Annotated in this window: 21 protein-coding genes; 10 read left to right on the forward strand and 11 right to left on the reverse strand. The window is 64.0% G+C overall.

The genetic code is table 11. The features are described 5' to 3' along the window. Positions 1-4: 4 nt before the first annotated feature. The 3 genes from hflD to ACW7G1_RS09075 are packed head-to-tail and all read right to left on the reverse strand — an operon-like array spanning position 5 to position 2,222. On the reverse strand, positions 5-631 hold the full coding sequence (gene hflD, locus ACW7G1_RS09065; RefSeq protein WP_456979408.1) for a high frequency lysogenization protein HflD: 627 nt from the start codon (positions 629-631) through the stop codon (positions 5-7). Beyond that, complete coding sequence (gene mnmA, locus ACW7G1_RS09070; RefSeq protein ID WP_456979409.1) at positions 628-1,746, reverse strand: tRNA 2-thiouridine(34) synthase MnmA; 1,119 nt, start codon at positions 1,744-1,746, stop codon at positions 628-630. Before mnmA ends, hflD begins: the two co-directional genes overlap by 4 nt. Then, on the reverse strand, positions 1,743-2,222 hold the full coding sequence (locus ACW7G1_RS09075; protein ID WP_456979410.1) for an NUDIX hydrolase: 480 nt from the start codon (positions 2,220-2,222) through the stop codon (positions 1,743-1,745). Before ACW7G1_RS09075 ends, mnmA begins: the two co-directional genes overlap by 4 nt. Positions 2,223-2,327: 105 nt before the next feature. Between ACW7G1_RS09075 and clpS the strand changes: the two genes are divergently transcribed. Beyond that, complete coding sequence (gene clpS, locus ACW7G1_RS09080) at positions 2,328-2,654, forward strand: ATP-dependent Clp protease adapter ClpS (RefSeq protein WP_456961486.1); 327 nt, start codon at positions 2,328-2,330, stop codon at positions 2,652-2,654. 74 nt (positions 2,655-2,728) lie between these two features. Further along, entirely contained in the window at positions 2,729-5,008 is a 2,280-nt protein-coding gene (clpA, locus tag ACW7G1_RS09085) for an ATP-dependent Clp protease ATP-binding subunit ClpA (protein WP_456979411.1), read from the forward strand. A 73-nt stretch (positions 5,009-5,081) separates the two neighbouring features. Here clpA and infA read toward each other — a convergent pair whose 3' ends face one another. From infA to trxB, 4 genes are all read right to left on the reverse strand, one after another. Further along, positions 5,082-5,300, reverse strand: a complete 219-nt coding sequence (gene infA, locus ACW7G1_RS09090; protein ID WP_036193457.1) for a translation initiation factor IF-1 — start codon at positions 5,298-5,300, stop codon at positions 5,082-5,084. A gap of 114 nt (positions 5,301-5,414) precedes the next feature. After that, positions 5,415-6,158 (reverse strand): leucyl/phenylalanyl-tRNA--protein transferase, encoded by a 744-nt coding sequence (gene aat, locus ACW7G1_RS09095; RefSeq protein WP_456979412.1) that lies wholly within the window; start codon positions 6,156-6,158, stop codon positions 5,415-5,417. Beyond that, the gene (locus ACW7G1_RS09100) at positions 6,127-7,329 is read right to left on the reverse strand and encodes a GNAT family N-acetyltransferase (protein ID WP_456979413.1); all 1,203 of its coding nucleotides are present in this window, start codon (positions 7,327-7,329) and stop codon (positions 6,127-6,129) included. The genes aat and ACW7G1_RS09100 overlap by 32 nt, the downstream gene beginning before the upstream one ends. Before the next feature lie 9 nt (positions 7,330-7,338). Further along, entirely contained in the window at positions 7,339-8,295 is a 957-nt protein-coding gene (trxB, locus tag ACW7G1_RS09105) for a thioredoxin-disulfide reductase (protein ID WP_456979414.1), read from the reverse strand. 219 nt (positions 8,296-8,514) lie between these two features. Between trxB and ACW7G1_RS09110 the strand changes: the two genes are divergently transcribed. The 4 genes from ACW7G1_RS09110 to ACW7G1_RS09125 all read left to right on the forward strand — a co-directional run bounded on the left by ACW7G1_RS09110 (position 8,515) and on the right by ACW7G1_RS09125 (position 13,953). After that, on the forward strand, positions 8,515-10,878 hold the full coding sequence (locus ACW7G1_RS09110) for a DNA translocase FtsK (RefSeq protein WP_456979415.1): 2,364 nt from the start codon (positions 8,515-8,517) through the stop codon (positions 10,876-10,878). A gap of 113 nt (positions 10,879-10,991) precedes the next feature. Next, on the forward strand, positions 10,992-11,612 hold the full coding sequence (gene lolA, locus ACW7G1_RS09115; RefSeq protein WP_456979887.1) for an outer membrane lipoprotein chaperone LolA: 621 nt from the start codon (positions 10,992-10,994) through the stop codon (positions 11,610-11,612). 139 nt (positions 11,613-11,751) lie between these two features. Beyond that, positions 11,752-12,489 carry a hypothetical protein gene (locus tag ACW7G1_RS09120; RefSeq protein WP_456979416.1) on the forward strand — a complete coding sequence of 246 codons (738 nt, stop codon included), beginning with the start codon at positions 11,752-11,754 and terminating at the stop codon, positions 12,487-12,489. An 81-nt stretch (positions 12,490-12,570) separates the two neighbouring features. Continuing rightward, positions 12,571-13,953 (forward strand): replication-associated recombination protein A, encoded by a 1,383-nt coding sequence (locus tag ACW7G1_RS09125; RefSeq protein ID WP_456979417.1) that lies wholly within the window; start codon positions 12,571-12,573, stop codon positions 13,951-13,953. Between the two features lie 15 nt (positions 13,954-13,968). Here the strand turns inward: ACW7G1_RS09125 and ACW7G1_RS09130 are convergent, their stop codons facing one another. The 4 genes from ACW7G1_RS09130 to ACW7G1_RS09145 form a co-directional block, all read right to left on the reverse strand. Continuing rightward, on the reverse strand, positions 13,969-14,562 hold the full coding sequence (locus ACW7G1_RS09130; protein WP_456979418.1) for a DNA-3-methyladenine glycosylase: 594 nt from the start codon (positions 14,560-14,562) through the stop codon (positions 13,969-13,971). Next, positions 14,559-14,780, reverse strand: coding sequence for a hypothetical protein (locus ACW7G1_RS09135; RefSeq protein WP_456979419.1), 222 nt, complete (start codon positions 14,778-14,780; stop codon positions 14,559-14,561). The genes ACW7G1_RS09130 and ACW7G1_RS09135 overlap by 4 nt, the downstream gene beginning before the upstream one ends. A 100-nt stretch (positions 14,781-14,880) precedes the next feature. Then, on the reverse strand, positions 14,881-16,320 hold the full coding sequence (locus tag ACW7G1_RS09140; protein WP_456979420.1) for an RNB domain-containing ribonuclease: 1,440 nt from the start codon (positions 16,318-16,320) through the stop codon (positions 14,881-14,883). Positions 16,321-16,345: 25 nt separating this feature from the next. Next, entirely contained in the window at positions 16,346-17,731 is a 1,386-nt protein-coding gene (locus ACW7G1_RS09145) for a M28 family metallopeptidase (protein ID WP_456979421.1), read from the reverse strand. 634 nt (positions 17,732-18,365) lie between these two features. Between ACW7G1_RS09145 and ACW7G1_RS09150 the strand changes: the two genes are divergently transcribed. Genes ACW7G1_RS09150 through ACW7G1_RS09165 form a run of 4 tightly spaced genes read left to right on the forward strand, consistent with a single transcriptional unit; the run spans position 18,366 to position 22,420 of the window. Continuing rightward, positions 18,366-19,211, forward strand: coding sequence for a hypothetical protein (locus tag ACW7G1_RS09150; RefSeq protein ID WP_456979422.1), 846 nt, complete (start codon positions 18,366-18,368; stop codon positions 19,209-19,211). Beyond that, a complete protein-coding gene (locus ACW7G1_RS09155) occupies positions 19,208-20,092 on the forward strand; it encodes a ThiF family adenylyltransferase (protein WP_456979423.1) in 885 nt (294 codons plus the stop codon). Before ACW7G1_RS09150 ends, ACW7G1_RS09155 begins: the two co-directional genes overlap by 4 nt. Then, on the forward strand, positions 20,085-21,293 hold the full coding sequence (locus ACW7G1_RS09160; RefSeq protein ID WP_456979424.1) for a hypothetical protein: 1,209 nt from the start codon (positions 20,085-20,087) through the stop codon (positions 21,291-21,293). The genes ACW7G1_RS09155 and ACW7G1_RS09160 overlap by 8 nt, the downstream gene beginning before the upstream one ends. A 14-nt stretch (positions 21,294-21,307) precedes the next feature. Further along, complete coding sequence (locus ACW7G1_RS09165) at positions 21,308-22,420, forward strand: GNAT family N-acetyltransferase (protein ID WP_456979425.1); 1,113 nt, start codon at positions 21,308-21,310, stop codon at positions 22,418-22,420. Positions 22,421-22,434: the final 14 nt, after the last annotated feature.

Consider the following 22,434-nt stretch of genomic DNA (forward strand, 5'->3'; position numbering starts at 1 on the left):
TCGCCTAGCGCAGCAACGTTTCCACCTGTGCCGCCATGTCACGACGGCGCAGCAGGAAGTCCCACATGCTGCCGCCCAGCTGCCGCCACAACACGGCCGAGCGCACCGCGGCAAGCAGCACCGCGCGCACTTCGGCGACGACAGCGGGCTGGCCCAGGTAGTGGGGATTGCCCTGCACCAGGACCCGTGGACGCAGGTGGCTGAAGGTGTCGGCGTACAGGCTTCCCAGTCCCGACAACACATCGGGATGACTGCGGCCAAGCCGTTGCGCGGCTTCGGCCTGGACAAGGATTCCCTGCTGCACGCGCTGGGCCATGGCACCGTCGGCGACAAAGCGGCGTTCAAGCTGGATTACGGCCAACGCCAGCCGGGGCAGGTGCTCATCGTGGCTTTTCTTCTTGGCAAAATAGTCGCGCAGCAACGTCAGACCCGGACGCAGCGACGCGCGTCCGCCATAGACTTCCTCGGTGGTTGAGGCATCTATCCGGAACACCGAGTCGAGCATGGTGTCGACCACGTTGGCGTTGGATTGGCCGGTATCGGCAATGCGGCGCACCTGGGCCAGCGCCTGGAGCATGCCGGCCAACGCGAGTACGCGTTCGCCAAGGGGGTTGTCACGGTGATCAGTCATGCAGCATTGGCCCTCAGGCGTTGTTCAAGTGGAGCGTCAGTGGTCGCGATGATGGCACCGCCCAGGCAGACCTGTCCGTCGTAGAGCACCAGCGACTGACCCGGAGTCACCGCACGCTGGGGCCGGTCAAAGCAAACCGCCAGGGTGCCGTCCTCGTTTACCGTGACCTCGCAATCCTCTTCGGCCTGGCGATAGCGGGTCTGGGCGGTGCAGGTGAACCGCGACGCTGGTGCGCTCCCGGCAATCCAGTGTGCGGCTTCGGACCATAGCAACCGCGACGCCAGCCATGGCGTGTCGCTGCCCTGGTCGACATACAACATATTGTTGGCGATGTCCTTGCCCACCACGTACCACGGTGCCTGGGCAAACCCGCGTACGCCACCGATGTTGAGGCCTTCGCGCTGGCCCAGGGTGAAGTAGAACACGCCGGGATGATGACCGATGACTTGCCCGGCAGGGGTGCGCAGCTCGCCGGTGCGGGCGGGGATATAGCGTCCGAGGAACTCACGGAAGTCGCGCTCGCCGATGAAACATATCCCGGTGGAGTCCTTCTTGGCGGCGGTGGCGAAGCCGGCATCGCGCGCCATCTGCCGCACGTCGGTCTTGTCCAGCTCACCCAGCGGAAAGCGGGTGGCCGCCAGCTGGGCCTGTCCGAGCTGGTGCAGGAAGTAGCTCTGGTCCTTGTTGCGGTCTACCGCCCGCAACAGCTGGCAGCGCCCGTTATCGCGCGTGATACGGGCGTAGTGGCCGGTGGCGATGAAGTCCGCACCCAGGTCGTGGGCCGCGTCCAGGAAATGCTTGAACTTGATCTCCCTGTTGCACAGCACATCGGGATTGGGCGTGCGCCCGGCGGCATATTCGGCAAGGAAATGTTCGAACACGCCGTCCCAGTACGCGCCGGAAAAATCGCGGAAGTGGATCGGGATACCGAGCCGGCCACATATCGCGACCGCATCGCGACGGTCGTCCTCGGCCCGGCAATCGCCACTGCCGTCCTCTGCCCAGTTCTGCATGAACAGCCCGGCAATCGGCTCACCGGCATCGCGCAACAGCAATGCGGCCACCGACGAGTCGACACCGCCGGACATGCCCACGATGGTCCCGGGGATGCTCACGCCAGCTGCTGCACCAGGGACAGCGGATGGCGGCGGCCGGTCAGGTAGTCAACAACGGCGCGCCAGACCAGCGGACTGCGATGGCGGTCCAGCTGGCTTTGCAGGTCGGCCGGGGCCAACCACAGCGCCCGCGCGATACCGACATCCAGTTCGCGGTCGGGATCATGTGAGACCGGCTCCGCGGCAAACGCAAAGCGCAGGTAATGCCGGCCCTCGCCACCGTCTGGGCCGGGTGGCGCTTTCCACTGATAAGCGCCGATGAAACAGGTCAGGCGCACGTCCCAGCCGGTCTCCTCGCGTGTCTCGCGCAGCGCGGCGTCCTCCAGGCTCTCGTCGGGCTCCAGATGCCCGGCAGGCTGGTTCAGCACCAGGCGTCCGCGGGAGGCTTCCTCGACCATCAACAATTGCCCGTCACGGACCACGACGGTGGCCACGGTGACGTCGGGTTGCCAGAAGCGGCCTTCGCGATAACTCAAGATTCATTCAACCAATGGTGTTTCGCCCATTTTGCCGGTGCTCCGGCCGGGCGTCCATCGTCCGGCAGTGCGCCCACCGCGGGCGCGAGCATTTACAATGCGGCCATGTCCAGACCCGCCGAACACGAACACGACCATGGCCACGGCACGATGGTCGAGGCCGCCAAGCCCGAAACCGCCCGCCCACCGCTGTACTCGGTGATGCTGCTCAACGACGATTACACCCCGATGGATTTCGTGGTCGAGGTGCTGATGCGGTTCTTCCCGATGACCGCCGAGAACGCGACCCAGATCATGCTCCACGTGCACACCCGTGGCCGTGGCGTATGCGGTGTGTTCACCCGGGAAGTGGCCGAATCGAAGGTAGCGCAGGTCAACGAATTCTCCAGGCTGAATCAACACCCGTTGCTATGTACGATGGAGAGGGCGTAACCGATTAGCCGGCATGGAAAAGCGGGCTGGCATCCCCATCTTGGGTAGCAGTAGCTTTTCGGAGGCATCGCTTCATGTTCAGCAAGGATCTCGAGTTCAGCATCGGCCAGTGCTACAAACGTGCCCGCGAGGCGCGCCACGAGTACATGACGGTCGAGCACCTGCTGCTGGCACTGCTTGATAACCCCTCTGCGGAGGCCGTTCTCAAGGCGTGCGACGCGGACGCTCCGCGACTGCGCGGCGATCTGGAACAGGCCATTGCGACCTCGGTCTCGGTGTTGCCTGACGAGATCGATCGCGACACCCAGCCGACGCTGGGATTCCAACGCGTACTGCAGCGCGCCGTTTACCACGTGCAATCGTCGGGCAACAAGGAGGTCACCGGCGCCAACGTGCTGGTGGCGATCTTCGGCGAGAAGGACTCGCACGCGGTCTACTACCTCAACCAGCAGGACATCGCGCGGCTGGACGTGGTCAATTACCTGTCCCACGGGATTGCCCGCCAGGGCGACGATGGCGACAGCCAGCCGGTCGACGGCGAAGCCCGGCCGGCGGACGGCGAGGCCGATGCCAAGGCCGAGGCGCTGGACGAGTTCGCCGTCGACCTGAACCAGCTCGCCCGCGATGGCAAAATCGACCCGTTGGTGGGCCGGATGGACGAGGTGGAACGCACCATCCAGGTGCTGTGCCGCCGTCGCAAGAACAACCCGTTGTATGTCGGTGAGGCCGGCGTCGGGAAAACCGCTATCGCCGAAGGGCTGGCCAAGCGCATCGTCGACGGCGACGTGCCCGAAGTTCTTGCCGACGCGACCATCTATGCGCTGGACCTGGGCGCACTGGTCGCCGGTACCAAGTACCGCGGCGACTTCGAAAAGCGCCTCAAGGCGGTTCTTGCGCAAATGAAGAAGCATCCCGGCGCGGTGCTGTTCATCGACGAGATCCACACCATCATCGGCGCCGGCTCCGCGAGCGGCGGCACGATGGATGCGAGCAACCTGATCAAGCCGGCGTTGTCCTCGGGCGACCTGCGTTGCATCGGCTCGACCACGTTCCAGGAGTACCGCGGCATCTTCGAGAAGGACCGGGCGCTGGCACGGCGCTTCCAGAAAATCGACATCGTCGAGCCGACCATTGGCGAGACCGTCGAGATCCTGCAAGGGCTCAAGGCGCGTTACGAGGCCCACCACGGGGTCACCTATGACGATGACGCGCTGCAGGCGGCGGTAGATCTGTCGGTCAAGCACATTGGCGACCGGCTGCTGCCTGACAAGGCGATCGACGTGATGGATGAAGCCGGGGCACGCCAGCGACTGCTGCCGGAAGGCGTGCGCAAGGTGACCATCGACGTGGAGGAGATCGAGATGATCGTCGCCAAGATGGCGCGCATCCCGGCCCGCCAGGTCTCGGCTACCGACAAGGACGTGCTTCGCAACCTTGAGCGCAACCTGAAGATGGTGATCTTCGGCCAGGATCCGGCCATCGATTCGCTGACGTCGGCCATCAAGTTGTCACGTTCCGGGCTGGGCAGTCCCGACAAGCCGATCGGCAACTTCCTGTTTGCAGGCCCGACCGGGGTCGGCAAGACCGAGGTGACCAAGCAGTTGGCGCTGCAGTTGGGCATCGAGCTGGTCCGCTTCGACATGTCCGAGTACATGGAGTCGCATTCGGTGTCGCGCCTGATCGGCGCGCCTCCCGGCTACGTCGGTTTTGACCAGGGGGGCCTGCTGACCGAGAAAATCGTCAAGACCCCGCATTGCGTGTTGCTGCTGGACGAGGTGGAAAAAGCCCACCCGGACATCTTCAACATCCTGCTGCAGGTCATGGACCGTGGCGCGCTGACCGACACAAACGGCCGGGAGGCGAACTTCCGCAACGTGATCGTGGTGATGACCACCAATGCCGGAGCCACCCAGGCCGCCAGGCGGACGATCGGCTTCACCAAGCAGGATCACAGCACCGATGCGATGGAGGCAATCCGCAAGGGCTTCAGCCCCGAGTTCCGCAACCGGCTGGACGCCGTGGTCCAATTCGACGCACTCGGTTTCGAGCACATCCTGCGCGTGGTCGACAAATTCCTGATCGAGCTGGAAGCCCAGTTGCACGAGAAGGGCGTCACCATGACGGCGACTCCCGAAGCGCGCGAATGGCTCGCCCAGCATGGCTTCGACCCGTTGATGGGTGCACGACCGATGACCCGGGTCATCCAGGACAAGATCAAGCGCCCGTTGGCGGACGAGTTGCTGTTCGGCAAGCTGGTGGCTGGTGGCCGGGTAACGGTCCAGGTAAAGGACGACGAGCTGGTGATCGACGCGCAGCCCGAGCCGGAAAAGCTGCTGCCCGTTACCGTGGAATAGGCGGGTACGGAGCAGACCGCCAAACGAAAAAGGCGACCCATGGTCGCCTTTTTTAACGCATGCACCACCGCGGTTACTTGTTGCGGTAGGTGATCCTTCCCTTGGTCAGATCGTACGGGGTCATCTCCACCTTGACCTTGTCGCCGGTCAGGATGCGGATGTAGTTCTTGCGCATGCGCCCGGAGATGTGGGCGATGATCTCGTGCCCGTTTTCGAGGCGCACGCGGAACAGGGTGTTCGGAAGGGTTTCCGCCACCGTGCCCTCAAATTCGATCACGTCGTCTTTTGCCATGTGTTTCCTGCGTTTGTTGCGGGCGGCGCAAAAATGCAGCCGCGAAGCCGAGCATCATGACACGGTTGCCGTGTCGAGGCAAAATTTTGGTGTCGTGAGTGTACCCGGCGCGTCTCAAGCCAATGGCAGCGCAAGCTCCCGAGCATGGAGCGTGCCAAACCGCTGCGTCCACGACGTCGCCGCCACGGGGCGCGAGACAAGCAACCGGACCTGGGTGAGGAACCGCTCGCGTGGCCACGACATGCCGCCCAAACTCAGCAGATGCGGATTCTCGACCTGCGCATCCAACAGCGGCCAATGCCACTGATGCAGGCGGGCGGCGAGGGCGGCCAAGGCCACCTTGGAACCACCCGACGCCAGGCTGACCATGCTTTCGCCGAAGAACATCCGGCCGATCGCAACGCCATACAACCCTCCCACCAGCTCCGATCCGCTACGCACCTCGATGGAGTGGGCATGGCCGAGGCGGTGCAGCTCACTGTAAGCCTGGCACATCGCGGCGGTGATCCAGGTCCCGGGCTGACCCGGACGTGGCGCCAGGGCGCAGGCCCGGATTACCTCGTCGAACGCGCCATCGGCGGTGACCTGCCAGTCGGACTGGCGCAACGATCGCCGAAACCGGGATGACAAATGCACCGCGTCGGTACGGAACACGGTGCGCGGGTCCAGCGACCACCACAGCAACGGCTGGCCATCGGAGTACCACGGGAATATCCCGCCCGCGTAGGCGTTGAGCAGCCGCTGCGGGGACAGGTCGCCACCCATAGCCAGCAAACCGTCCGGCTCCCGCAAAGCCATGCGCGGGTCGGGGAAGGGTGAGCCGGGGTCAGTGGCCAGTCGGGGCAGGTGGATCGGCATGGTCGGTAGTGTCGCCGGATGGCTGCTTGAACGGCGAACGGCTGGTCAGGGTCGTCACATGGCGATTGATCACGGCGCGCTCTTGCTCGCACCATTGGCCCAGCGCGTCGCGGAACGAGGGATGGGCAATCCAGTGGCGGCTGCGCACCAGCGTGGGCAGAAACCCGCGCGCCAACTTGTGCTCCCCTTGTGCGCCCGGCTCAAACCGGGTCAGCCCTTCGCGCAGGCAGTAATCGATGCCCTGGTAGTAGCAGGTCTCGAAGTGCAACCCGGGAATCCCCTCGGTCGCGCCCCAGTACCGGCCGTACAAGGTATCGCCACCGCGCAGGCACAGGGCGCCGGCCACGGGACGCCCATCGCGCTCGGCAAAAAACAGCACCAGTGAGCGCGGCATGGCCTGCGCCAGGTGGCGAACGAACGCCAGGGTGATGGTCGGGTGGTTGCCGTACTCGGCGAACGTGCACAGGTAGAACCGGTGGATGTCGGCCAGGTCGGCGGCACTGGCGTCACCGCCCTTGACCACCCGGAAGGTCACGCCCGCACGGACGACCTTGGCGCGCTCCTGACGGATGTTCTTGCGGTGCTTGTGATCGAACGCGGACAGGTAGTCCGAAAAATCGGACCAGCCGGCGCGGTTATGCCAGTGGTACTGGATGTCGATGCGTTGCAACCACTCACCGCTGGCACCTGGTGGCGTGGAGCTTGCCGGCTCGAACGCCGCATCTTCGTCCTTGTCGTGGAAATTGACGTGCGCGGAAGACACGCCTTCGTGAGCGGCCAGTTCGACCATCTCCTCCAGCAACAACGACCGATGCGCCTGGTCGCGCACCAGCAGGCGCGGCCCGGTGACGGGCGAGTAGGGCACCGCGCACAGCCACTTGGGGAAATAATCCAGCCCGTGCTGGGCGTAGGCATGCGCCCAGGCATGGTCGAACACGAATTCGCCATGGGAGTTGTCTTTCAGGTATCCCGGCGCGGCGGCAAGCAGCTCATCGCCTTGCCACAGCGTCAGGTGCCTGGGCGACCAACCCCACTCCGGGCGCACAACCCCGTGTTGCTCCATGCCGACCAGGAACGCATGGGCAACAAACGGGTTTCGCCCGTCATGCAACGCATCCCATTGCACCGCAGGGATGTCGTCAAGCCGATTGTAGAGCCGTGTTTCGAGCATGCCGTTCGGCTACTCACCCTGGTCGAGGAATTTCTCCGCATCCAGCGCTGCCATGCAGCCGAAGCCCGCCGAGGTGATTGCCTGGCGGTAGACCTGATCGGCCACGTCGCCAGCGGCATACACGCCGGGGACCGAGGTCTGGGTCGCATTGCCATCCAGTCCCGACTTGATCTGCAGATAGCCGCCCTTCATCTCCAGCTGGCCCTCGAACAGCGAGGTGTTCGGGGTGTGCCCGATGGCGACGAAGAAGCCGTTGACCGGGATCTCACGGGTGCTCTGGTCGCCCTTGGTCGAGCGCAGGCGCATGCCGGTGACGCCGCTGTCATCACCCAGTACTTCTTCGACGGAGTGATCCCAGACCAGTTCGATCTTGCCGGCCTGGGCCTTGGCGAACAATTTGTCCTGGAGAATCTTCTCGGCCCGCAGGCTGTCGCGACGATGCACCAGATACACCTTGCGCGCGATGTTGGACAGGTACAGCGCCTCTTCAACCGCGGTGTTGCCGCCGCCGATCACCGCCACTTCCTGTTCCTTGTAGAAGAAGCCATCGCAGGTCGCGCAGGCTGAGACGCCCTTGCCCATGAACTTGGTCTCGGACTCGATGCCGAGGTACTTGGCACTGGCACCGGTGGCGATCACCAGCGCATCACAGGTGTATTCGCCGCTGTCGCCGATGAGGCGGAACGGCCGCTGCGACAAGTCGGCCGAATGGATCTGGTCAAACACCACCTCGGTATCGAAACGCTCGGCATGAGCCTGCATCCGGGTCATCAGATCCGGGCCTTGCAGGCCGTGGGCATCACCGGGCCAGTTGTCGACATCGGTGGTGGTCATCAACTGTCCCCCCATCTGCAACCCGGTGATCAACAATGGCTTGAGGTTGGCGCGGGCAGCGTAGACGGCCGTGGTCCAGCCGGCCGGGCCGGAGCCCAGGATGATGAGACGGGCATGCTTGCTTGGGGTCATGGGTATAATCGCAACGGTTGGGAATGCGCCGCATCGGCGCAGGACTGGGTCGCATTTGCGACCGGCATGGCCCATAGCTTGGAGGCGGCGTCCCGGCAACACAAGGCGGACACGAGGACGCAGCGTTGCAGTGCGGTCGAGCGGGGCAGGGGTCGGTTGACGACGGCTTTTCGCGTATATTCAATGGCTAACACAACCTAGCTAAGGCAGAACATCACGGTGGCGCAAGCGTCCACGGCAGCAGGCAAGAAAAAAGCGAAGACCACTCCGAGGGCGGACGCCACACCGTCGCCACGGCGGCAGCGGTTGATGCGCGACATTGCGATGATCGTGATCGCGCCGCTGTTGCTGTACCTGCTGGCGAGCCTGGTTACCTTCTCGCCCAACGATCCGGGCTGGTCGCAGTCCGGCAGCGTCACCGCACCGCTGCACAACCTGGGCGGCCGGGTCGGTGCCTGGCTGGCCGATGTGTTGCTGTATCTGACCGGCTACGTCGCGTTCCTGCTGCCGGTGATGCTTGCCCTGGTGGCGTGGATCGCCTTGTTCGGCATGGACGTGGATGGCGATGGCGACGCCGACCTCGGTCCGGCGTTGCGACTGGTCGGCATCGTCGGCTTCCTGGTGTCGGCCACGGGCCTGCTGCAACTGCGCGTGGGTTCGGTGATCGATTTTTCCGCCGGCGCCGGTGGCATCCTCGGACAACTGGTCGGGCGCTCGTTGTACAGCGGCTTCGGCCCGGTGGGTGGCAATCTGTTCCTGCTTGCCCTGTTGCTGGTCTCGGTGACCCTGGCGACCGGGATCTCGTGGCTGAGCGTGATGGACCGGGTGGGCCAGTGGGTATTGGCTTTGGGACCGGTGTTGTCACGCCTGTTCCGCCGGGGCAGCCAACAAGCCAGCGAGTGGCAGCAGACCCGGACCCTGCGCGAGGAGCGCGGTGAGGTCCGCAAGGTCGACAGCGAGCTGCGGGCCAAGCGCGCGCCAGTGAAGATCGAGCCGCCGGCACCGGCTGCCGTGGAACGTAGCGACCGCGCCCAGCGCGAACAGCAGATTCCGCTGCTCAACGTCAGCGACGGCACAGGCATCCCGCCGCTGTCGTTGCTGGACGATCCCAAGCCGCAGCCCAAGGGCTACAACGCAGATACGTTGGAGACCCTGTCGCGGCAGATCGAGTTCAAGCTCAAGGATTTCCGCATCGAGGCCACCGTGGTCGGTGCGTATCCCGGCCCGGTGATCACCCGGTTCGAGATCGAGCCGGCGCCGGGCATCAAGGTCAGCCAGATCAGTTCGCTGGACAAGGACATCGCTCGCGGGCTGTCGGTCAAGTCGGTGCGCGTGGTCGACGTCATCCCGGGAAAGGCGGTGATTGGCCTGGAAACGCCCAACACCCGACGCGAGATGATCTACCTGTCCGAGCTGCTGCGTTCCAAGGAATATGACAAGGCAAGCAGTCCGCTGACGATCGCGCTGGGCAAGGATATCGGGGGCCGTCCGACGGTCGCCGACCTGGCCCGGATGCCGCACCTGCTGGTCGCCGGCACCACCGGCTCGGGCAAGTCGGTTGGGGTCAACGCGATGGTGTTGAGCTTGCTGTACAAAGCGTCCGCCAAGGATGTGCGGATGTTGATGATCGACCCGAAGATGCTGGAACTGTCGGTATACGAAGGCATCCCGCACCTGCTGGCGCCTGTGGTCACCGACATGAAGGAGGCCGCCAACGGCCTGCGCTGGTGCGTGGCCGAGATGGAGCGGCGCTACAAGCTGATGAGCGCGGTCGGCGTGCGTAATCTGGCGGGCTTCAACAAGAAGGTGCGCGATGCCAGCGATGCCGGGCAGCCGATGAGCGACCCGCTGTTCAAGCCCAACCCGGAGATCAACGAGGTTGCGCCGCTGCTGGAGCCGTTGCCATTCATCGTGATCTTCATCGACGAATTCGCCGACATGATGATGATCGTCGGCAAGAAGGTCGAGGAGTTGATCGCCCGCCTGGCGCAGAAGTCCCGCGCCGCCGGCATCCATCTGATCCTCGCCACCCAGCGCCCGTCGGTGGACGTCATCACCGGTCTGATCAAGGCCAATATCCCGACCCGGATCGCGTTCCAGGTATCGAGCAAGATCGATTCGCGCACCATCCTCGACCAGTCCGGCGCCGAAACCCTGCTCGGCAACGGCGACATGCTGTACCTGCCACCAGGGACCGCGATGCCCGAGCGCGTGCACGGCGCGTTCGTGTCCGATGAAGAAGTACACCGTGTGGTCGAGTTCCTGAAGCAGACTGGACGTACCGACTACATCAACGGTGTTCTGGAAGACGTGCAGACGATGGGCGATGGCGTCGTGGTGGGGGCCACCGGGCTGCCCGAGACCGCCAGCAGCGGGGACGAATCCGACCCGCTGTACGACCAGGCCGTACGGGTGGTTACCGAGACCCGGCGTGCATCGATTTCCGGCGTGCAACGGCGGCTGAAAATTGGATACAACCGTGCGGCGCGTCTGGTCGAGGCCATGGAAGCGGCCGGCATCGTCACCCCGCCGGAGCACAATGGCGACCGCAGCGTCCTGGCACCGCCACCGCCGCGCGATTGACTTGCGTCCGGCTGCGCCACGCTGAATGTTGACGATCACGTCGAGCACGCATTCAGCTTGACCACTACACACTCGCAACCAGACTACGACTGGAGATCGACTGCATGAACCAGATGATTCGCTGGGGTACCGGTTTGCTGCTGGGCACCGTCGTCGCGGGCAGTGCACTGGCTGGCGCGCGCGATGATCTCGATACGTTCACCAAGGGCTTGAAAGGGCTTGATGGCCAGTTCACCCAGCAGGTTTACGACACCCAGGGCAAGCTCAAGGAAACCTCCACCGGGCACGTGCAGCTCTCCGTGCCGCATCTGTTTCGCTGGGAATACGTGAAGCCCTATCCCCAGGTGATTGTTGCCGATGGTGAAAAGGTCTGGATCTACGACCCCGACCTGGAGCAGGTGACAGTGCGTCCGCAAGGCGTGGAAGAGCGCAGCAGTCCCTTGGCGGCATTGTTCGAGCCAGCCAAGCTGGACAAGCAGTTCGTGGTCAAGGAGCTCGGCGCCACCGATGGCCTGGAGTGGTTGAGCCTGGCACCCAACGACGACAACCAGGCCAGTTTCCGCTCGGCCCGGTTGGGTTTTGACGATGGCAAGCTGGTGCAGATGGAAGTGAACGACGCTGTCGGCCAGCGCACCGAGATCACCTTCGAGCAGTGGCAGCGCAACCCAGGTTTCCCGGCGGACACCTTCCGATACACGCCGCCGGAGGGCGTGGATGTCATTGGGGAGCGCTGACCAAGCGTCGCTTATCCCGTGAGCCCGGCGTGAACGCGTAAACCGTTCAGATTCAAGGGCTTGGCGTCACGATTTGTCGACGGCCCCGGCGCCATGCTGGCTTCCAAGGTATCCGCCGGATGCCGCTGGAACTGTTCAGATGCGCCATCACTCCATCCCGTTTGTTATCCGCCCGCTGGCGGTCGTCGCGACGACTGCCGCCGGGTTGTTCTTCGCCACGGCCCTTGCCCAACGCCCGGTGCCGGTGTCCGTTGCACCCCAGCTTCAGGCGCAGGCGCTGCAGGCTCCCCAGTCGCGTGAGGAAGGCGGGCAGGCGATGGACAGCGCGGTGGCAGCGGCGTTGATCGGCGCGATCAGCGATCAGTTCGATGCGCGCCGGGTTGAAGTCACCCTGGACAAGGTTCATGTCGCACCGCTGAGCGTGCGCGACCGCAGTGTGTCCGGCAACGGTCGCTTGCGCATCGGCGATGCACCCGACTGGATCGCGATGAGCTTCAACGCGTTGTACGACACCGCTACCGCAAGCGTGAGCCGTCCGGTGCTGGTGCTCAACGATGGTCAGGCCGGCGAAGTGCTGCAACTGGATTCCGATCTCGCACGCGCATTGGACCGGGAAGTGAATTCCGCCCTGGCCAGTGAATTTTCCCAGCAATCGGTGCAATTGCTGATTGAACGCGTTACCACCACCGCCTCCGACCAACGTTTCGTGCAGCTGAGGGCACTGGGTATCGCTGAATTTTCCGGTGAAGGCACTACGCCGGCACAGGTTTCCGCGTTGTACGACCGCGACACCGGGGAATGGTTGCGCGTGGACTACGAGTTGGGTACATCTTCAAACTGGGCCGAACAGGCCGAGCCCGCGGTCGCCAGCAACTAGCTCAACGGTGGGTGCCAGTGCGCCCGCGGGACGCGCGTCCTTTGTTACGCTGGGCGGCGTTCACCCGACTACTTGAGCGGCATGAAGTTGCCCAGAATCCGTTCACCCAAAATCGATCTCGCCGGTCCCCCTGCAGACCTGCTCAGCGTGGAAAACCGGGCAATGCGACCGCTCGCCGAGCGCATGCGACCGAACACGCTTGACGGGATGGTCGGCCAGCGCCGCCTGTTTTCCGCCGGTTCCGCACTGCGCCGGGCGGTCGAGTCCGGCCACGCCCATTCGATGATCCTGTGGGGGCCGCCGGGCTGTGGCAAAACCACGTTTGCGCTGTTGCTCGCGCAGTACACCGACGCTGAATTCCGCGCGATATCCGCCGTGCTGTCCGGCTTGCCGCAGGTCCGGGTGGTGCTGGAAGAGGCCGCACAGCGATTCGCTGAGGGTCGGCGCACAGTGCTGTTCGTCGATGAGGTGCATCGGTTCAACAAGACCCAGCAAGATGCCTTCCTGCCGCACATCGAGCGCGGCACTATTCTGTTTGTTGGCGCGACCACCGAGAACCCGTCTTTCGAACTCAACTCCGCATTGCTGTCGCGCTGTCGCGTGCACGTGATGGAGGCGGTGTCCGCCCAGGACATCGCTGTCGCATTGCAGCGGGCCCTGGATGACGCTGAGGACGGACTGGGCGGGCAGGGGCTGAAGGTGTCCGACGAGGCGTTGATGCAGATCGCCGGCGCCGCCGATGGTGATGTCCGCCGTGGCCTGACCTTGCTCGAAATCGCCGCCGAGCTTGCGTCTGGCGAGCAGGGCGAGATTACCGACGCCACCCTGAGCCAGGTGCTGGCCGACCGCACCCGCCGCTTCGACAAGGGCGGCGAGCAGTTCTACGACCAGATATCGGCATTGCACAAATCGGTGCGCAGCTCGAACCCGGACGCCGCGCTGTATTGGCTCACCCGGATGATCGATGGCGGCTGCGACCCGGCCTATCTCGCCCGTCGACTGACCCGCATGGCCACCGAGGACATCGGTCTGGCCGACCCGCGTGCGCAGCAGATGGCGATCGATGCCTGGGACACCTATGACCGCCTCGGCAGTCCGGAAGGTGACCTCGCGTTGGCGCAACTGGTGATCTACCTGGCCAGCACCGCCAAATCCAACGCGGTTTATGTCGCTTTCAACACGGCCAAAAAAGATGTACGCCAGTACGGTACCCAGGACGTCCCGCTGCACCTTCGCAATGCACCGACGAAGCTGATGAAGGAGCTGGGTTACGCCAAGGGCTATCAGTACGACCACGATGCCGAAGGCGGTATCGCGCTGGACCAGACCGGTTTCCCCGATGCGATGGGCGAGCGCGTGTACTACCAGCCGGTGGCGCGGGGCATGGAGGTCAAGCTAAAGGAAAAACTCGACCGGCTGCGTGCGGCGCGCAAGGCCGCTACTGGTGGCAAAAGCGACGATTGAGACGGGCAAGATCGGTCAACGTCGCGACACATGCCGATTGCCGCGCACATACCAGCGCCAGGGCTCGGTGACGGCTCGGGTGATGCCGACGCGCGTGGTCACGAACGGGTTGTCGGGCGGGGGCATGCCGTCGTCCAGTATCCGGTAAGGCCCGGCCAACAGGTCGTCGCCGTCCTGGGCCTGGCCGATGCCCATGGCCTGGGTGAGCCGGGCCGGGCCGCTGCACAGGTCGCGCTCGCGCCGCGCCGCCGGCCGGGCGGCATGCATCAGGTCCAGTCGTTCCAGCGGCTCCAGCGCTCGCAGCAGCACGGCGACCCCCTCGCCCGGCTCGCCACACACCGCGTTGGCGCACCAGTGCAGGCCGTAGGTGAAGTACACGTACAGGTGCCCCGGCGGCCCGAACATCGTCGCGTTGCGCGCGGTCTGGCCGCGATAAGTGTGCGCGGCCGGATCCACCTCGCCGCAATAGGCTTCGACCTCGACAATGCGTCCGCTGCGCCCGTCCGGTCCCGCCAGAACCTTGTTGAGCAGTTCCGGGGCAACCTGGCGCGGGTCGCGCCGGTAGAATTTTCGCGGCAGCCCGGTACGGCGGCGGACAGCGGCACTCAATCTTGCGGGCTTGATCGGGTCCCGGCCGGATCGGGTCGCTTGGCCGCTACGAATGGCGAGACCGGGTCACTTGCGGGAAAGGTTTCCTCCAGGGCCTCATCCTGGTTCTCGTTCTGGTGTTTCTCGCGTTGCCGGCGCTCCGCCGTTGATTCGGGCGTCTTTGGCTGGCCCGGCTTGAGGTCGCTGGCAGGCGGGTCTTTCTGGTCTCGATTGCTCATGGGAAAACTCCCGAATGAAATCGATTGAAATTTACGGCAGCTCCCGGAACCCGGGTGTGAAGGTGCGACAGCAAGGCGGCGTTCGCTGGCCGGGAGCGGCTCAGGTCACGAGTTCAAAACGGATCCTGCGCGTCACCGGGTCCGCCTGGGCAAGCCGCACGCGTACCTTGGCTCCCAGTGGCAGATCGGAATCCGCGCTCACGCGTCCCAGCACTGCCGGATCGCGCAACATGACATCACCCTGGCCCGGATTCTTCGGATTGACCTCGACAATCGCGCCGGCGAACGTTTCACCCACGCGCGGCGCCAGCGCCGTCGCCTCGGCCAGGTCGAGCACGGCGTTCTCGTAGCGGCTTGCGCGCCGTGAGGACTCCTGCATCGTCGCCGGCAGGCCGGGCAGGGCATCCAGCACCCACTCCGGGACCGGCACGCCGGCACACAGCGCGACGCAGGTTTCGCCGGTGTAACGATCCACCAACCGTCGCAACGGAGCGGTGACGTGGGTGTACTGCGCCGCCAGCGCCGAATGCCACGAATCCTCGGGCACGCTGCCGGTGAACGCGAGGTAGCCCGCTCCGCGCAATACCGAGGTGCACGCGGTCGCCATTGCCACATCGCGTGGCTGGCGTGGATCGAGCGAGCGGATGAAGTCGGGGTAGGAGAGTGTTTCGGGCCAGTCGATCTCCAGCGCGTCGGCGGTACGGTGGAGCCGGGCGATGGCGCGCGGATCGGCATCGGGCAGGGTGCGCAGCAAGCCGACCCCGGCCTGCACCATCAGATGTGCGGCCGCCATGCCGGTCAGCAGCGAGATCTGCTCGTTCCAGTTCTCGACCGGATAGCGGGCGCGGAACTCAATCGTCCACGCACCGCCGTCGACACGAACCTCCTGCTCCGGCAGTGGCAGGCTGACGCCACCACGACGTCGCTCGCGCATCTCCCGCAACTCGCCAATCTCACGCAGGACTGCCCACATCGGGTCAGCCTTGCCGCTGTCGATCTCGTGCTGCACGCCGGCATAGTCAAGCTTTGCCCGGCTGCGGACCCGGGCGCGATGCACGTCCACGCCGATGCCTTCGCCGCTTGCGTCCAGGTCGATCGTCCACAACAAGGCCGGTCGCACCTGTCCGGGCAGCAACGAAGCGGCATCCTCCGACATGGCCTTGGGGTGCAGTGGAATCTTGCTGTCGGCGCCGTACAACGTCTCCCCGCGACGGTTGGCCTCCAGATCGATCGCATCGCCGGCGCTGACAAATGCGGCGACATCGGCAATCGCATAATGGACCCGGTAGCCATCGCCATTGCGCTCGACAAACAGCGCCTGGTCCAGGTCCATCGCGTCGGGCGGATCAATGGTGACCAGCGCGATGTCGGTGCGGTCCTCGTCGGGCAGTCGCGCGTTGGCTACTGCGATGTCGGCGGCGCGCTCCACCTGTGGCGGGAACGAGGTGGGCAGCTCGAGTTCTTGCTGGAGCATCCGCATGCCCCGGACCAGTGCTGGATCCTGCGGTGTGCCAAGGCGTAAACGGCGTGTTGTCGTCATCGATTATCCTTCTGCTTGGTGAGGGTCAGTCCGCAACGTAGCCGCCAAAACTTCCGGCCGCGCCCGGAAACACTACCGGACTCTCCGCCCCGTTTTTGCCGACTGCCGAGACACCGAAGAAATAGTTGTCGATGACGACGTTCTCCAGCGTGTGCTCGGCGACGTTGCCTACGTAGATGCTGTGGCTCCACTGCGGCTCGGTCGTGAGTCGCCAGTGGATGCGGTAGCCCGCGAGGTCCGGGGCCTGGCTCGCAGGCGGTCGGGTCCAGCGCAAGGTGGTGTCGGGGCTGACCGCGCCCTCGATTTCGACCTCGGCCGGCGGTGGCGGCGCCCAGGCCATGCCCGCCAGACTGACCGCGTTCAGTGCAGTCAACTTGGCTGCATAGGCGAAGTCGACGCCGTCGATGGTGTCGCCGTAGGTGACCCCGTCCTCGACGCGCAGATCCTGATGCTGGCGGGTGTAGTTCTCGTTGGTCTCCATCACCCGAACCGCCGGCGCGCCAATATCGTTGAACGGGCGGTGGTGGCCGCCGCGGCCGAAGCGGTCGAGCCGGTAGACCATCATCACGTCCAGGTTCGGCACGTACTGGTCGGCCATACGGTCGATGTAGCGGGCGAGGTTGCGCGAGGGCGAGTCGACCTCGCCGCCAGTGAAGCGGCGCGCGCGTGCTTCCTCTGGCGTCTCGTTGACCCGCGTGCCCTCGGAGAACACGCGTGCGGTGGTGTTGTCGATGACGCCGTTGACGCCCGCGATATTGCCGATCATGTCGTTGTTGAGCAGGGCCTCGATCCGCCAGCCGTTCTCCAGCGCGTACTCGGCCAGGATCTTGCCGCCGAACAGGCCCTGCTCCTCGCCAGCAAGCGCGGCATAGACAATCGTGCCGTTGAACTCGTACTGCGACAGCACCCGGGCGGCTTCCAGTGTTCCGGCAATGCCCGAGGCGTTGTCGTTGGCTCCGGGCGAATCGGAGGTGTAATCCATCACGTCCGATACCCGCGAGTCGATATCGCCAGACATCATCACCACGCGCTTGGGATCGCTGCTGCCACGCTGGATCGCAATCACGCTGACGACCTCGACCGGGTCGGGGACGCGTTCCTCGCCCGATACGGTGTCGCCAACCACCATCACCTCCAGGCAACCGCCGCAGTCGCGCGAGATCCGCTCGAATTCGGCCTTGATCCAGCGCCGCGCGGCGCCTATGCCACGGGTGTCGGATTCGGTGTCGGACAGTGTGTGACGCGTTCCGAAGTCAACCAGGGTGCGGATATCGGCCTCGATCCGGGTGGGCGAGGGCGATCGCGCGATGTCGTGCAATTCGGGGACCGTGGCCGGAGGAGTCGTACCCGTGGCGGCAATCGCTGGGGCACAGGCGAGACTGGCAGCGGCGGCAAGCAAGTATCGATACATGGAATGGGTCCCGTGGATGGATGTATGGGCTACGTGTCGCACTCTACCGGAGACCGTCGACTGGACCGGGTCGAATCGGCGCGCCACCGATCGACCTCATGGTGCAACGTCGCCTGCGCCTAGCTACTAGCACTGCCGGCACAGTGGCGCTGAGCCTCCCGGGTCGAATGAGCCGCATCAGCTTCGTGCACAACCTGACCTGTTCGCCGATCCCCACAGCCCGTGGCAACGCGGCTGCCGCGAGAACTTCAACGGCTTGCCGCGCCCGTGTGACTTCATCTCGATCACGGAGAAGGAACTGCAAGCGGCTGTGGGTCAGATGGATGACCGACCGAGGAAGCGACTGGGCTACCTGACACCAGGCGAGGTATTCTTCAACCACGGTCACCGTGCACTTCAACGTTGAATGCACCGGTGGAAATGGTGAGCATGGCTCATGTATGAGTGGCAACCATGCGCTCAAAATTCATCATTGATGCGTCGGCCAGGTCTCGAGTCCGGGATGCACGTGTTTTGACAGGGGTGGCCCATGGTGGGATGGCAGCGATTCACTCGATACATTCGGTTTCTCGATCTGCGCTGGTCAGTCAGCCGCAGCGTACAAGTACGGGTAATCGAAAGGCCGGGGCTGTGGATGCGGGAGGAGGAAATCGAAGCGCTACTGGTGCAACTGCGTGGCATCACCCGACACGGCATAGGCCATGACCTCGACTATGGTGTTGTGTCAGGCGATCCCGTGCGTCTGCAGCAAGCGGTGATCACCGTGCTCTACGACGCCAAAAACGGGGAAGCGGTGGCATTCAACGCCCTGTCGTTCATGGACATCGAAGTGCGTGGTGTGCCCACGCGCGCACTCCACCTCGGGCTGGTGGTGGTCGACCCAAAGTTCCGTACCCAGGGATTGTCATGGGTGCTTTATGGGCTGACCTGCATCCTGATCTTCTTCCGTCGTGGCTTGCGACCACTGTGGATCAGCAACGTCACCCAGGTGCCAGCCATTATCGGCAAGGTCGCAGAAGCGTTCCCCACGGCCTGGCCCAATCCTTTCTCGCAGGTTCGGCGCAGTTTCGATCACCTGAGCGTGGCACGCGAGATCATGCGTCGACACCGGGGTGTTTTTGGTGTGGGCGCCGAAGCCAGTTTCGACGAGGCGCAATTCGTCATCGCCAATGCCTATACCGGTGGTTCCGACAACTTGAAAAAAACCTTCGACCAGGCACAAAAGCATCGCGACGACCGCGCCAACGAAGTCTGCCGCGAGCACTTGGACTACGCTCGCGGCGACGACTTCCTCCAGGTCGCGCGTTTCGATCTCACCGCAGCCCGCCGATATCTGCTGCGTGACGTACCACGAAATTCATTGCTGGGGCTTTCGTGGCAGTTGGCATTCCTGCTGCTGGGTTGGGTGTTGCTGCCGCTGGTTCATTGGCTCAATCCACGCGAAGCGATGGGTGAGCTGCGCGCACGGAGCGCTGCATGAGTCTGGATTCGGCTTTCGACTACGCGGAGTTCGTCGACCGCAATCTTGGATTCGTCAACGCCAGTGAGCAGCAAAAGTTGCGGGAAGGCCGCGTGCTGGTGATCGGCGTTGGCGGCATGGGCGGGGCAGCGGTACAGGCATTGGCGAGGTTGGGCCTGGGCGCACTGACTCTGGCCGATATTGATACCTTTGAGCTATCCAATCTCAACCGCCAGGTATTCGCAAACATCGACACCATAGGCAGCGACAAGGCGCAGGCCACGGCGTCGGCGCTGCAGCGGATCAATCCGCAACTCCACCTGCAGGTGCTCGGGCGCGAATGGCCGCAGCAACTCGACGAATTGCTCGATCGACATCGCATCGTCATCAATGGCATGGACGACATTGCGATGGGCATCCACCTGTATCGCCGCGCCGCCGTGCACGGTGCCACTGTGATCGACGCGTACACTTCGCCGTTGCCATCGGTTATCGCGGTATCGCCACAGGACCTGCGACCCGAACAGCGCCTGGGCTACCCATCGCTAGGCGTCAAACCTGCGCAATTCACACCGGAGTTGCTGCAGGCCTGCTTCGGTCGCGAGCTGGAGTACGTGATGGTGCATTCCAGTTCCGCGAACCACATCGATTTTGAACTCGGGCGCGAACTGATCGCGGGGACGCGCAAACGCATGTCGTTCGCGCCCATGGTAATCACTACCGGCAACATGATGGCATTCGAAGTCGTCAAGTGTCTGCTCGGTCGTACGCCGATGGCAGACGCGCGAGGATACTTTTTTAATCCGTGGACGATGCAGGTGGAGCGACCGCGCCCGAAGCCGGTGGCTGCGCTGCGGCGCTTCATGGTGCGCCGCTTCATGGCGAGGCTGATGCGTGGATAGCGCAATCAGTGTCGACGCCGCGCTGTCCTTGATCGCCGCCGCGGCCTGCGTACCGTATCTGCGATTTCTATGGAAGTCGGAAGCACCAGCCGGCGGACGCGCGGCAATATTTCTGGTCGCCATGTTGGGCGCGTTGATGGTCTTGCGCGGCATCGACTGGATGAACGATGGCGTCCGGCTCAATCGCCTCACTTTTGCCGCGGCAACGCTCTTGCCGCTCGCGATCACCCTGTTCTGCGAAAGGATACTGCGTCGGCACCATCCACTGTGGGTCAAGCTGTTTACGCTGACGGTGACCTTGGCTTTCTTCGTCCTCAATCTACTTGTTCCACTGGCGCACCAACCATTGTGGCCGGTGGCATTCGCGCTTGTGCTCGCCGCAGTGGTGAGCTGCAACGGCGTCTTGTTGCTACGTGGTCACGATGCGCTTGGTGTCGAGGAGCGTCGCCTGGTCAGCGCGCTGGTTCTGGTCGCGCTACTGGCCACCCCATTGCTGGTCAGCGACTTCCGCACACTGATCGGCTACCCGCCAGTCCGTCTGGGAAGCTTGGCGGCGATGCTGTTCATCCATGTGATGCTCGCGACCGAGGCGCGTTTGAGCATCGTCCGGGAACTGATCACACGTGTACTCGTATGGGTGGCACTGGGACTGGTTCTCGCGGGACTGTTCGCGTGGGTGCTGGGGTTCGCTGGAGAAGCCCTGTGGCATCGGACTCTGAGTGCCTGGCCGGTAGCGATTGCGCTACTGATGTTCGGCGCCATCGTGGCCAGCAGCCGCGCATTGTCGGTGTCGAGCGCGGAAAATCACTTCCTGCGCTGGCTGCAAGCGACTCCGCTCGACGATGCCGAAACCTTGCTCGCCGGATTGCGTAACTATCCGCAAACGCAGAGCCATCTGCGCCTGCAGGAGTCGGACCTTGATGATTACGACGCGTCTGTCTTGTGGCGGCTTGCCGATTCGCCCGTTTCGCTTTCCCAGGCGCGCGTCTCTGCCGGGTGTAAAGATCCGCTGTTGTCCGAAGCAGGCGAACAGTGGCTCGATCTCCTCGAGCGGCACCGCATGAACTACGCGTTGCCGATACGCGCGTATCCCCCGTTACTGGTGCTCCTGCAAATGCCTTCCTCGTCGAGCGAAAGTGTGTCGCATCTGCGTGCAGGCATCATCCAGCGTCTCGCCCAGCGCCTGGCCATTGGCCCATAAACAGGTTCATCAACATGGATGTACACATCGTCGAAGGGGATTTCGCTGCATTCTTCGCTGCTCCCTTTGCGGTGTACGGGCGCGATGCCTACCTTGCCTCGCCGCTGGAATCGGATCTTCGTGCCGCCTTCGCGCCGGAGCGGAATCCGCTCCTGCAGCAGGGGCGCGCGCGCCTGACCTGGTTTACAGCGCACCGCGGTGATCGAGTCGTTGGCCGCATCACTGCACATATCCACGAGGTTTCCAACCGTTTGCATGGTTTACGCCGCAGCTACTTCGGGATGCTCGATTGCGTCGACGATCAGGCTGTGGCCGCCGCACTGCTTGAGGCGTGCGGTGATTGGGGACGTTCGCGCGGTTGCAACGAGCTGATAGGCAACTTCAATCTCACGATCACCCAGATGGTCGGCACCCTCACCGGCGGCCATGAGCACCGGCCCTACACATACCAGGATTGGTCGCCTCCGTACCTGCCAGGCCTGCTGGAAGCTTGCGGTTTTGAGCGTACGTACCCGATGCGGACCTTTGAAATCGACACGGATGCCGTCGACGAGGAGGTGCTGCTGGGGTCTCGCCAGCGCATGCTGCTCGCCGATCCGGACTGGAGCTTCCGGCCTATTCCCAAGCGTGGACTGGAGGCAAGCTTGCGGGCGGCCTGCGGCGTTCTCAACGACGGTTTTGCCGACAACCCCATGTTCGTGCCGTTGACTGAGGAGGAGTTCATCTTTCCAAGCAAAGGGTTGGGGCTTGTGATGGACGAGCGCTTGTCCTGCATGGCGCGCCATCGCGGCGTGCCGGTCGGCGCGATACTCTGCATTCCCGATCTCAATCCCTTGCTGCACGCAATGCACTACCGGCTCGGCTGGAGTGCGCCGTGGCACTACTTGCGTCATCGCCGGCCACGCCGCGCAGCGCTGCTGTTCTACTCGGTACGGCGCTCCCACCACAATCTGGGCGTAAACGGCGTGATGTTGCAACGTGTGCTCACTGCGATGTGCGATGGGGGATACGAGCGGCTCGGCATCAGCTGGGTCTCCGACGACAACTTGGCCAGCCTCCGGCAGATGGAGAAGCTCGATGCGCGGCCCTTGCACCGCCTGCATCTGTTCAGCAAGTCGCTGGCATGAGAGGCGTCGCATCT

It is taken from the genome of Lysobacter sp. A378 (genome assembly GCF_054052125.1).

Coding starts and splice junctions, on each gene's coding strand:
- ACW7G1_RS09150 (WP_456979422.1), top strand. CDS start 18,366: ATGCGGGAGGAGGAAATCGAAGCGCTACTGGTGCAACTGCGTGGCATC.
- trxB (WP_456979414.1), bottom strand. CDS start 8,295: ATGACCCCAAGCAAGCATGCCCGTCTCATCATCCTGGGCTCCGGCCCG.
- ACW7G1_RS09165 (WP_456979425.1), top strand. CDS start 21,308: ATGGATGTACACATCGTCGAAGGGGATTTCGCTGCATTCTTCGCTGCT.
- aat (WP_456979412.1), bottom strand. CDS start 6,158: ATGCCGATCCACCTGCCCCGACTGGCCACTGACCCCGGCTCACCCTTC.
- clpS (WP_456961486.1), top strand. CDS start 2,328: ATGTCCAGACCCGCCGAACACGAACACGACCATGGCCACGGCACGATG.
- ACW7G1_RS09125 (WP_456979417.1), top strand. CDS start 12,571: ATGAAGTTGCCCAGAATCCGTTCACCCAAAATCGATCTCGCCGGTCCC.
- ACW7G1_RS09100 (WP_456979413.1), bottom strand. CDS start 7,329: ATGCTCGAAACACGGCTCTACAATCGGCTTGACGACATCCCTGCGGTG.
- lolA (WP_456979887.1), top strand. CDS start 10,992: ATGATTCGCTGGGGTACCGGTTTGCTGCTGGGCACCGTCGTCGCGGGC.
- hflD (WP_456979408.1), bottom strand. CDS start 631: ATGACTGATCACCGTGACAACCCCCTTGGCGAACGCGTACTCGCGTTG.
- ACW7G1_RS09140 (WP_456979420.1), bottom strand. CDS start 16,320: ATGACGACAACACGCCGTTTACGCCTTGGCACACCGCAGGATCCAGCA.
- ACW7G1_RS09135 (WP_456979419.1), bottom strand. CDS start 14,780: ATGAGCAATCGAGACCAGAAAGACCCGCCTGCCAGCGACCTCAAGCCG.
- ACW7G1_RS09155 (WP_456979423.1), top strand. CDS start 19,208: ATGAGTCTGGATTCGGCTTTCGACTACGCGGAGTTCGTCGACCGCAAT.
- ACW7G1_RS09120 (WP_456979416.1), top strand. CDS start 11,752: ATGCGCCATCACTCCATCCCGTTTGTTATCCGCCCGCTGGCGGTCGTC.
- ACW7G1_RS09145 (WP_456979421.1), bottom strand. CDS start 17,731: ATGTATCGATACTTGCTTGCCGCCGCTGCCAGTCTCGCCTGTGCCCCA.
- clpA (WP_456979411.1), top strand. CDS start 2,729: ATGTTCAGCAAGGATCTCGAGTTCAGCATCGGCCAGTGCTACAAACGT.
- infA (WP_036193457.1), bottom strand. CDS start 5,300: ATGGCAAAAGACGACGTGATCGAATTTGAGGGCACGGTGGCGGAAACC.